The organism is Stenotrophomonas sp. SMYL20, assembly GCF_036320045.1.
Lineage (GTDB): Bacteria > Pseudomonadota > Gammaproteobacteria > Xanthomonadales > Xanthomonadaceae > Stenotrophomonas > Stenotrophomonas maltophilia_A.
Genome location: NZ_JAWIRT010000038.1, coordinates 17,781 through 27,431, shown reverse-complemented (window position 1 = coordinate 27,431; position 9,651 = coordinate 17,781). Strand labels below are relative to the sequence as shown.

The window sequence follows — 9,651 nt, the reverse complement described above, 5'->3', positions numbered from 1 at the left end:
TCCCCTTTGGGGGCCGTACGATCCTTTATCGACGTTCGTGTGCGGGATGGGGATCGCTCGACTCGTCTGTCGGCTAGTATCCGCAGATGCATGCTTGACGGTCCCTCCACCCTGGCTCCTACATACCTCGTAGGAGCCGGGAGGAACATACAAGCCATGCTCGACTGCATGGAGGGTGATGATGTCGCAAAGGATTTCGATGCTGCTTGCCACGCTGCTGCTGGCAGCACCTGTTGCCCACGCCGCACCCAGTACGGATGCACGCCGGGAGATCGCCCAGCTGATCTCCAGCCTGGACGGCTCCCAGTGCCGGTTCCAGCGCAATGGCAGCTGGTACGACGGCAGCGATGCGCGGTCGCACCTGCAGCGCAAGTACGACTACCTGCTGAAGAAGAACATGGTGGACAGCGCCGAGCAGTTCATCGAGCGCGCCGCCAGCCAGAGCAGCATGAGCGGCAAGCCCTATCGCATCCAGTGCCCGGGGCAGCCTGAACAGACTGCAGCCGCCTGGTTCGGCGCACGCCTGCAGGCCCTGCGCCACCGCGCTCCGTAGACATAGGGGCGGTGTAGAGTCGAGCCTTGCTCGACTGCTTTTTCCCGTAGCCTAGGAGAACCGCCATGAACACCACGCCGCGCACGCTGTCGCGTTCATTGAACGACCGCATGATTGCCGGCGTGATGGGCGGCATTGCCCATCGCTTCGGCTGGAATGCCACCCTGGTACGGATCGTGTTCGTGCTGGTCTCGATCGGCTCGGCGGCCTTCCCCGGCATCCTGGTCTACCTGATCCTGTGGCTGCTGATTCCCAACGAGGCCGATTGAAGACTCCCGTGACGCCCTGGCCGATCTGGCTGCGCGCGCTGCAGGTGCTGGGCGCGGTGTGGACGTCCCCCAATTCCCTGCTCGGCGTGATCGGTGGACTGGCCGGCATGCTCGGCGGCGCGACGCTGCGTTGGAGCGGCCGTGACAGCGCGTTGGTGTTCGATCGCTGGCCGTGGGGACCAGGCGGGGCGATCACCCTGGGCAACGTGATCCTGCATACCGGCCATGACCTGGGCATTTCCTGCCGCACCTATGCGCACCAGGCGGGGTGGGGCGTGGAGCCGCTGATCCGGCTGGATGACCACGAACGCGCGCACGTCTACCAGTACATGGTGCTGGGGCCGCTGTACCTGCCGGTGTACCTGCTGTGTGGCGGGGTGAGTGCGCGCAACCCGTTCGAGCGCGCGGCCGATCATTTCGCCCGGTTCGGGCGTGGCTGGTGGCCGTAGGTTCCAGCCAACGGCGCAGCCCCTCGTGGCTTGGTCGCGGAATACGTTTCATGTGATTGGGCCGGGCGGGGGGGGGGGGGGGGGGGGGGGCGGCGCCCCCCCCCCGCCCCGCGGGGGCGGGGCGGCGCCGGCCGGGGGGGGGTGGCTCCGCTGCACCCCCCCAACCCCCGCCCCTGGGGGCTCGATGGCGCCATCCATGGCGCCAACGGTCCCGCGAACCCACCCCACCCGGCCTCTGACAGTTTCCGTGCGCGTCCAGCCACGGAGAAGAAAAAGAACAGCAGAAGCGGGTCGCGCGCTGCGCTTGCTCGCGAGCCGAGCCTGCGGTCGGCTTCGCGGACTGGTCTGAAAGCAGCCGAGCGTGGGCTCGGCTCTACAAAAAGCGGCCAGCCAGGCTGCTTTTGCTTTTGATCTTCTTTTTTCTTCTCCGTGGGTGGTAGACGCAGCAGAAATCTGTCAACGGCCGGGTGGGTGGGGCTGGCGGGGTATCCGCGGCATGGATGCCGCGGCTAAGCCCCCAGGGACGGGTTCACGGCGTCCCCGCCAGCCCCACCCACCCGGGCAGCCCACAGGAAACCGGCTTTCCGCGATCATCCCAAACCACCCACGAGGGGCTGCGCCGTTGGCTGGAAACCCCCGATTCGTTAGCCGGAAGTTAAAGATCCGTAAGCATTCTGCTGCGATCCCGCAGTCATCTGCATGCAACCGATCGTCATTAGCCTTCGTGACGTTCCAGTCAGGTTCGACGCGGTAAGCTCTCCCTCGATGAGCTCGCAGCATCGCTCATCGAGTGCAGTACGCAGTAGCAATTTGGAGGAATACATCACATGGCAATCGTTCTTTATGTCGGTGGTAGCAAGGATGGCGAGAAGGGCGTGGTGCCCTACGGCTTCAGCAAATCCCGCGCCGACACCGCGCTGGGGCCGGAGTTCTACACGGAGCGGTTCATGGAACTGCAGGGTGTCGGCAAGGTCCGCCTGATGGCCCTGGAAGGCATGCGTGACGAGATCGTCATGCAGCGCGCCGCCCGCCACTACCGCTGACCTCCGCAACACGCGGCAGGGCGCGCCCACCATCGCGCGCCCGCGCCGGCATCCCAGCCCAGGGCCAGTCCGAGCCCTCTTTTCGCCAGGATGCCGGCGTCCACTCCGGCCTCACCGCTGAACCTCGCCCCCTGTCAATGCCTTGTCCGGCTCCGTCGTGGATTGCCAGAATGGGGTCTTCCCGTAACGCGGCACAGACCTGAAGCAATGCACGACGCCAAGAACGCCCAGAGCGCGCTCGCCCAGCAGATCGCCCAGACCATCGCCGACGAGATCGGTGCCCAGTCCGCCCAGGTACGTGCCGCCGTCGGCCTGCTCGACGAGGGCGCCAGCGTTCCGTTCATCGCGCGCTACCGCAAGGAAGTGACCGGGGGCCTGGACGACACCCAGCTGCGCAACCTGGAAGTGCGCCTGACCTACCTGCGCGAACTGGAAGACCGTCGCGCGGCGGTGCTGGCCAGCATCGGCGAGCAGGGCAAACTCAGCGACGACCTGCGCAACGACATCCTGGCCGCCGACACCAAGAGCCGGCTGGAAGACCTGTACCTGCCGCACAAGCCCAAGCGCCGTACCCGCGCCCAGATCGCCCGCGAGGCCGGTCTGGAACCGCTGGCTGATGGCCTGCTGGCCGACCCGACGCAGGACCCTCAGGTCTTCGCGGCTTCCTTTGTCGACACCGACAAGGGCGTGGCCGACACCAAGGCTGCGCTGGAAGGTGCACGCGCGATCCTGATGGAGCGCTGGGGCGAAGATGCCGCGCTGGTCGGTGAGCTGCGCACCTGGCTGGGCGAGACCGGCGTGATCCGTGCCCGCGTGGCCGAGGGCAAGGAAACCGAAGGCGCCAAGTACCGCGATTATTTCGAGCATGCCGAGGCGCTGGCGAAGATTCCCTCGCACCGCTTGCTGGCGCTGTTCCGTGCGCGCCGCGAGGAGATCCTGTTCCTGGAGCTGGACCCGGGCAACGAGGCCGAGGCCGGCCACCAGTACGCCGAAGGACGCGTGGCGCGCAAGGCCGGCATCGCCGATCAGGGCCGCGCCGCCGACCGCTGGCTGCTGGATGCCTGCCGCCTGACCTGGCGTGCCAAGCTGCACACCCATCTGCTGCTGGACCTGTTCAACCAGGCTCGCGAAAAGGCCGAGGCCGAAGCCATCGCAGTGTTCGGCGACAACCTGAAGGACCTGCTGCTGGCCGCGCCGGCGGGCCCGAAGACCGTACTCGGGCTGGATCCGGGCATCCGCACCGGCTGCAAGATTGCCGTGGTCGATGCCACCGGCAAGCTGGTCGCGACCGACACCATCTACCCGCACGAGCCGCGCCGCCAGTGGGAGCAGTCGCTGCAGACGATCAAGCAGCTGTGCGCCAAGCACAACGTGGAACTGATCGCGATCGGCAACGGCACCGCCAGCCGCGAAACCGACAAGCTGGCCGGCGAAGCGATCAAGGCTGCCGCCAACCCGAAGCTGCAGAAGGTGGTGGTCAGCGAGGCGGGCGCGTCGGTGTACTCGGCGTCCGAGTTCGCGGCCAAGGAATTCCCGGGGCTGGACGTGTCGCTGCGTGGCGCGGTGTCCATCGCGCGCCGCCTGCAGGATCCGCTGGCCGAACTGGTCAAGATCGAACCCAAGGCGATCGGTGTCGGCCAGTACCAGCACGACGTGGACCAGTACCGCCTGGCGCGGGCACTGGATGCGCGGGTCGAGGACTGCGTGAATGCCGTGGGCGTGTACGTGAACACTGCCTCGGCCGCGCTGCTGTCGCGCGTGTCCGGCCTGTCGTCCACGGTGGCCGAGAACATCGTGCGCCATCGTGACGACAATGGCCCGTTCAAGCGCCGCAAGGACCTGCTGAAGGTCGCGCGCCTGGGCGAGAAGACCTTCGAGCAGTGCGCCGGCTTCCTGCGTATCGCCGATGGTGACCAGCCGCTGGACGCCTCGGCGGTGCACCCCGAAGCCTACCCGGTGGTCGAGCGCATCGTGGCCAGCACCGCGCGCCCGATCAAGGCGCTGATCGGTGATGGCAGCTTCCTGCGTGGCCTGAAGGCAGAACAGTTCACCGACGACACCTTCGGCGTGCCGACCGTGCGCGACATCCTGAAGGAACTGGAGAAGCCGGGCCGCGATCCGCGTCCGGAGTTCAAGGCCGCGCGCTTCGCCGAGGGCGTCGAGGACATCAAGGACCTGCGCGAGGGCATGGTGCTGGAAGGTGTGGTCAGCAACGTGGCCGCCTTCGGCGCCTTCGTCGATATCGGCGTGCACCAGGATGGCCTGATCCACATCTCTGCGCTCTCCGATACCTTCGTGAAGGACCCGCGCGACGTCGTCAAGGCCGGCGATATCGTCAAGGTCAAGGTGCTGGAGGTGGACGTGGCGCGCAAGCGCATCGCCCTGACCCGGCGCCTGGACGACACCCCCGGGCAGGCCACCAGCCGCCCGGGCCAGCGTGATGAGCGCGGCCAGGGGCAGGGGCCGCGCCGCGACGCAGGCGGCCAGAACCGCGGGCCAAACCGGGGCCAGGGCAATGGCGGCCGTCCCGCTCAGTCCGCGCCCCCGGCCAACAACGCCCTGGCCGAGGCCTTCGCCCGCGCCAAGCGCAGTTGAGGACCGTGTCCCCCGTCACGCTTGATTCGTGGCGGGGGACTTGTCGATTTTCCCCGTGATTGCGCACACTTGCGCCTGAGGGGGGCGTTTGGCCTCCCCGCTGTCGCTGGGGAGGGCCATGACGCCAGCAGGACCCGTTGTCTTCGTTGAGGGCTGCAGCGTTGTGCTGCGGCTGCTGCCCGCCTGTGCGGGCCGGGGGCCGGATTGATGGCGGGCCAGGGAAACAACGGCAACGGGCTGCTCGAGCGGCGCCTGCAGGAGCTGGCCGAAGAACGCCGCCGGCTGGCGATGATCATCGACGGCACCGCCGCCGGCACCTGGGAATGGAACGTGCAGACTGGCGAGATGCGGGTCAATGCGCGCTGGGCCGAGATCGTCGGCTACCGGCTGGAAGAACTGGAGCCGGTGTGCCAGAAGACGTTCCTGAAGCTGGTCCACCCCGACGACATCGTCCTGTCCGACGCGGCGCTCGAGGACCATTTCGAAGGCCGCAGCGACAACTACGTCTGCCTGTTGCGCATGCGCCACAAGAACGGCCAGTGGATGTGGATCCACGACCGTGGCCGCGTGTTCGAATGGGACGGGCAGGGACGACCGCTGTGGATGGCCGGTGCGCACGCCGACGTGACCGAGCTGCAGCAGGCGCGGCAGGATGCGGCCGAGAGCCGGCAGCGATTGCAGGCCGTGGTCGACGCGTCCGATGAGGTGGCGGTGATCGCGACCGATACCGAAGGCACCATCACCCTGTTCAATACCGGCGCGGAACGCCTGCTGGGTTACAGCGCGGAAGAAGTGGTCGGCCAGCGGCGACTGGGTGATTTCCACGATCCGGACGAGCTGGCGGCCTGGCTGCGTCCGCTGGCGGCTGCGGACGGAAGCCTGCCGGGCGCGTTTGAAGCACTCAGCGCCCGCGCCGATGAGCAGACCTATTCACGGCAGTGGACACTGCGGCGCAAGGATGGCCAGCCACGCCAGGTGCGCTTGTCGATCAGCCGCATGGATGGTGCCGGCGGCGCGCGGATCGGCTATGTCGGCATGTCCATCGACATCACCGAGATCCTGCAGGCGCGCGCCGAAGCACGCCTGTCGGCAGAGAAATTCGCCGGTGCGTTCACGTCGGCGGCGCTGGGCATGGCGCTGGTGTCGCTGGAAGGACGCTGGCTGGACGTCAATGACGCACTGTGCCGGATCCTGGGCTACCCCCGCGAAGAACTGCTGCAGGTTGATTTCCAGCGCCTGACCCACCCCGATGACCTGCAGACCGACCTGGCCCTGGTGCAGGATCTGCTGGCCGGGCGGCGCAGCCACTACCACCTGGAAAAGCGCTATCTCGATCGCGACGGCAAGGTGATCTGGGCGCGGCTGTCGGTGTCGCTGGTGCGCACCGAGCACGGTGAACCGCTGCATTTCGTGTCGCAGATCCAGGACATCAGCGCCCAGCGCAGCAGCGAGCAGCGCCTGTTCGAGAGCGAGCAGCGCAGCCGTATCACGCTTGATGCGGTTGCCGACCTGGTGCTCAGTGTCAGCCTGGATGGCCGTATCGACTACGCCAATGCCGCCGCAGTACGCACCCTGGCGGGTGATGGCGCGCTGTCGCTGGCCGGGCACAAGGTGCAGGACGTGCTGGCACTGACCACCGAATATGCGCCCGGCTCGGTACTGGATGTGTCGGTCCTGCTGGACCCGGAAAGCAATGCGGTGGACCTGCACGCCGATCTTCTGCTGCGCCTGGGCACGGCCACGATCCCGGTCGACCTGACCCGTGCCTGGCTGCGCGATGATGAAGGTCATGTACGCGGTGCAGTGTGGGTACTGCGTGATGACACCCAGCAGCGCGCGCGCCAGCGCGAAGCGCGCCATCTGGCCGAGATCGATCCGCTCACCGAGCTGAGCAACCGTCGCGGTTTCGAGGTGCATCTGCAGCAGGCGATCACCCGCGTCGAGCGAACTGGCCAGGCCGCGTCGTTGATGTACATCGACCTGGACCGCTTCAAGCCGGTCAACGACACCTGGGGCCATCTGGCCGGCGATGCCGTGCTGTGGGCGGTGGCCAGCGTGCTGCGCCACGGTGTGCGCGATTCGGACGTAGTGGCGCGTCTGGGCGGCGACGAATTCGCAGTGATCCTGTCCGGCTGCACGCCGCGTCGTGCCGCGCGCATCGGCGGTGAACTGCTGCACACCCTGGCATCGCTGTCGATTCCGTGGGACCGGGACCGCCTGCATGTGGGTGCCAGCATCGGTATCGCGCCATTGGCGGGTGGGATGAGCGTGGACCAGGCCGTGGCAGCGGCTGATGCCCAGTGCTACCGGGCCAAGGCAATGGGTCGCAACAACGTACAGGTGCAGGGCGAGGCCAGTGAGCTGCCCGGCGATGATTCCGAAGCCGCCGAGGGCTGATCTCAGCCTGTGAGAGGGCGTGCGCGAATACTGCGCGCACATCCACTCATGCAGGTGATCCCATGAAGGTCTGGAACCCGGTTGCGATGCGGGCCTACGCCCCGGCGATGGTTGGCTGGTGCCTCGCGCTGGCCGCCTGCCTGCGTGCGGAACAGCTGCGCGGCGACCTTCACGCGCAGGCCCTGCTGCCGGTACTGCAGGGCGGCGCGGTCGCCCTGCTGGTGTTCACGCTGTCCTGTATCGGTGCCGCCAGCATCGTGCTGTGGCGGACGGGCAGGAACGCGGTGGAGTGATGCGGTGGATGGTCACCGCATCCTCCACGTCATGTTGCGTCAACGCAGTACTTCATCCGAACTGACCAGCTGCACGTCGTGCATCAGATCGAGGTAAGCCTCGTAGTAGCCCTTGTGCGAGGCACCGACGATGGTCAGCATGCGGGTGCCTGGATGCTGGCCCAGGATGTCGCGCATGTTGGCGACCATGCGCAGGTTGCGGGTTTCCCAGTAGCCCACGTAGTTGCGGCCGAAGCCTTCCGGCGAGGGCTCGACGAGGGTCGCGCCGAAATCGCTGTTGAAGGCCACCATCGCGGCCTCGGGCGTGTTGTAGGCGCGATACATTGCGAGCAATCCATCCGGTTGAGCAAGATTGGCCTCCAGTCGTTCATCGGCCGCCCTGCGCGCTTTGACGAAGGAATTGTCCCAGGCACCGCGTATGGCGGCAGCGTAGGCCTTCTGCTGCGATTCCGGTGTTGGCGAATCTGCAGTGTGGTCGTCGACCGACCACAGGCGCTCCAGCCCCAGGCGTGCCGCAAGTACGCCGGCCACCAGTCCGGCCTCGTTGCGGCGGGCCATGCGCGTGTCGAGGAACTGCACCAGTTCCGGTGTCAGGCTGTCCGAAGCACGTCGCTCTTCCCTGGGCAGCCGCAGCCATTGGACGACTGCCGAGCTGCTTTCGCCCGCGGCCAGGAACACGGCGGCCAATCGGCGCCGCTGGGCAGCGGTTGGCGCCTTCGGCCAATCCGCAAGCAGGCGTTCCATCTCCACGTTGGCGCTGGGCACGTCCAGGCCGGTGGCGGCCTGCGCCGGTGCCGGATCGACGCAGTAGTCCGCTACGCTCTCCGCGTATCGGGCCGGATTGCGGCGCATGAAGTCACACTGCAGGCCGGACAGGTTCTCCACCGCGATCGCGGTGGGCCGCCAGGCTTCCAGGCGCTGCAGCAGAGGTTCCAGCATCGCCGGCGTGAAGGTCTCCGGCAGGCTGGACAGGTGCGGGCTGCCCAGCACCAGCACTTCGTTCGGGCGTCCTGCGGGTGGTCCCTTCAGCTGGTCGGGGTGGAAGGCGGGTCGATAGGCGGCGTCGTTGGCCAGCGCGCTGCTGCTGCACAGGGCCAGGAAGAGAAGGCTGGCAAAGCGAGGGAACATGCGATCTCCATGTCGATAAGCATCCTGCGGGACCTTCATGCTGGTCATTTTCTCCTGCTGGGGAATCCCGCATTGGTCATGTAAACCTTTCTGCCTTGAGCTGCATCCTTCTGCTGAGCGATGCTGCACGCAATGCCCAGGCGATGCAGAAGATGACATTGGACGACTGGACCATCGACAGTCCGCGGCTGCACCTCCGGCCATTCACGCCCGGTGACGCCGACGAGGCATTTGTGGCAATCACACCCGGGCTGACCCGCTATATGGCGTTTGAGCCGCCACCCTCGAAGGAGGCGTTTGCTGCCGTCTGGCGGACGTGGCTGCTTACCATCGCCGACGGGACCGACATCACGTTGGTGATCCGCAGGCGCGGGGATGGGGTATTCCTTGGCCTGGCAGGCCTGCATCGAGCCCGTGAAGCAGAACCCGAACTGGGCATCTGGATCGCAGAAGTGATGCATGGGCACGGCTATGGCCGCGAGGCAGTGGCGGCGGTGTGGTCGGCGGCCTCCGGGCGCCTTCGCTGTGCTGCGTTCCGCTACCCGGTGGCGGAACGGAACCGGTCCAGCCGTGCACTGGCTGAGTCCCTTGGTGGGCAGGCTGTGGCACGTGAGCAGGGCGTGAAGTACACGGCAATCGTCTACCGCATTCCGGCTGCAATGCACAGAGTTGCGACGGACGTCGCGGAATCCCGCTAAAGCGGCCGACGGCGTCGCCGATACTCCCTCTGGATCCCGCTCCAGTCACCCGCCGCAGGACCCCAGGCTGCCCCCGACGGGCGGTCCGCGCAGTGTGTTCCGCCGCTTCCAGATGCCGATCGCACCCGCAGCAGACGTTCTTGGCAGTCGCTCGAGAGGTGCCCGTTGGCACCTGTAGTCCCTGGCAACTGATGTTGCCGCCGGGCATCCCGCCCGTCGGGTCACA

Annotated in this window: 9 protein-coding genes; 8 read left to right on the top strand and 1 reads right to left on the bottom strand. The window is 67.0% G+C overall.

The annotated features are described in order from the left end of the window. Nucleotides 1–181 precede the first annotated feature (181 nt). The 7 genes from V3B48_RS20125 to V3B48_RS20095 all read left to right on the top strand — a co-directional run bounded on the left by V3B48_RS20125 (nucleotide 182) and on the right by V3B48_RS20095 (nucleotide 7,599). Nucleotides 182–553 carry a YfeK family protein gene (locus V3B48_RS20125; RefSeq protein ID WP_329894299.1) on the top strand — a complete coding sequence of 124 codons (372 nt, stop codon included), beginning with the start codon at nucleotides 182–184 and terminating at the stop codon, nucleotides 551–553. Nucleotides 554–618: 65 nt separating this feature from the next. Next, on the top strand, nucleotides 619–822 hold the full coding sequence (locus V3B48_RS20120) for a PspC domain-containing protein (RefSeq protein WP_006452007.1): 204 nt from the start codon (nucleotides 619–621) through the stop codon (nucleotides 820–822). After that, nucleotides 819–1,271 (top strand): hypothetical protein, encoded by a 453-nt coding sequence (locus V3B48_RS20115; RefSeq protein WP_107432473.1) that lies wholly within the window; start codon nucleotides 819–821, stop codon nucleotides 1,269–1,271. Before V3B48_RS20120 ends, V3B48_RS20115 begins: the two co-directional genes overlap by 4 nt. An 827-nt stretch (nucleotides 1,272–2,098) precedes the next feature. Then, the gene (locus V3B48_RS20110) at nucleotides 2,099–2,314 is read left to right on the top strand and encodes a hypothetical protein (protein WP_005410085.1); all 216 of its coding nucleotides are present in this window, start codon (nucleotides 2,099–2,101) and stop codon (nucleotides 2,312–2,314) included. 207 nt (nucleotides 2,315–2,521) lie between these two features. Continuing rightward, on the top strand, nucleotides 2,522–4,909 hold the full coding sequence (locus V3B48_RS20105; RefSeq protein WP_329894298.1) for a Tex family protein: 2,388 nt from the start codon (nucleotides 2,522–2,524) through the stop codon (nucleotides 4,907–4,909). A gap of 207 nt (nucleotides 4,910–5,116) precedes the next feature. Continuing rightward, the gene (locus V3B48_RS20100) at nucleotides 5,117–7,306 is read left to right on the top strand and encodes a PAS domain S-box protein (RefSeq protein WP_134951323.1); all 2,190 of its coding nucleotides are present in this window, start codon (nucleotides 5,117–5,119) and stop codon (nucleotides 7,304–7,306) included. 62 nt (nucleotides 7,307–7,368) lie between these two features. Further along, nucleotides 7,369–7,599 (top strand): hypothetical protein, encoded by a 231-nt coding sequence (locus tag V3B48_RS20095; RefSeq protein WP_049400551.1) that lies wholly within the window; start codon nucleotides 7,369–7,371, stop codon nucleotides 7,597–7,599. A gap of 39 nt (nucleotides 7,600–7,638) precedes the next feature. Here V3B48_RS20095 and V3B48_RS20090 read toward each other — a convergent pair whose 3' ends face one another. Next, entirely contained in the window at nucleotides 7,639–8,727 is a 1,089-nt protein-coding gene (locus V3B48_RS20090) for a DUF5694 domain-containing protein (RefSeq protein WP_032129389.1), read from the bottom strand. A 95-nt stretch (nucleotides 8,728–8,822) separates the two neighbouring features. Here V3B48_RS20090 and V3B48_RS20085 point away from each other — a divergent pair, with 95 nt between their 5' ends. Then, a complete protein-coding gene (locus tag V3B48_RS20085) occupies nucleotides 8,823–9,425 on the top strand; it encodes a GNAT family N-acetyltransferase (protein ID WP_239669684.1) in 603 nt (200 codons plus the stop codon). Nucleotides 9,426–9,651 lie beyond the last annotated feature (226 nt).

Coding starts and splice junctions, on each gene's coding strand:
- V3B48_RS20105 (WP_329894298.1), top strand. CDS start 2,522: ATGCACGACGCCAAGAACGCCCAGAGCGCGCTCGCCCAGCAGATCGCC.
- V3B48_RS20100 (WP_134951323.1), top strand. CDS start 5,117: ATGGCGGGCCAGGGAAACAACGGCAACGGGCTGCTCGAGCGGCGCCTG.
- V3B48_RS20110 (WP_005410085.1), top strand. CDS start 2,099: ATGGCAATCGTTCTTTATGTCGGTGGTAGCAAGGATGGCGAGAAGGGC.
- V3B48_RS20090 (WP_032129389.1), bottom strand. CDS start 8,727: ATGTTCCCTCGCTTTGCCAGCCTTCTCTTCCTGGCCCTGTGCAGCAGC.
- V3B48_RS20125 (WP_329894299.1), top strand. CDS start 182: ATGTCGCAAAGGATTTCGATGCTGCTTGCCACGCTGCTGCTGGCAGCA.
- V3B48_RS20120 (WP_006452007.1), top strand. CDS start 619: ATGAACACCACGCCGCGCACGCTGTCGCGTTCATTGAACGACCGCATG.
- V3B48_RS20095 (WP_049400551.1), top strand. CDS start 7,369: ATGAAGGTCTGGAACCCGGTTGCGATGCGGGCCTACGCCCCGGCGATG.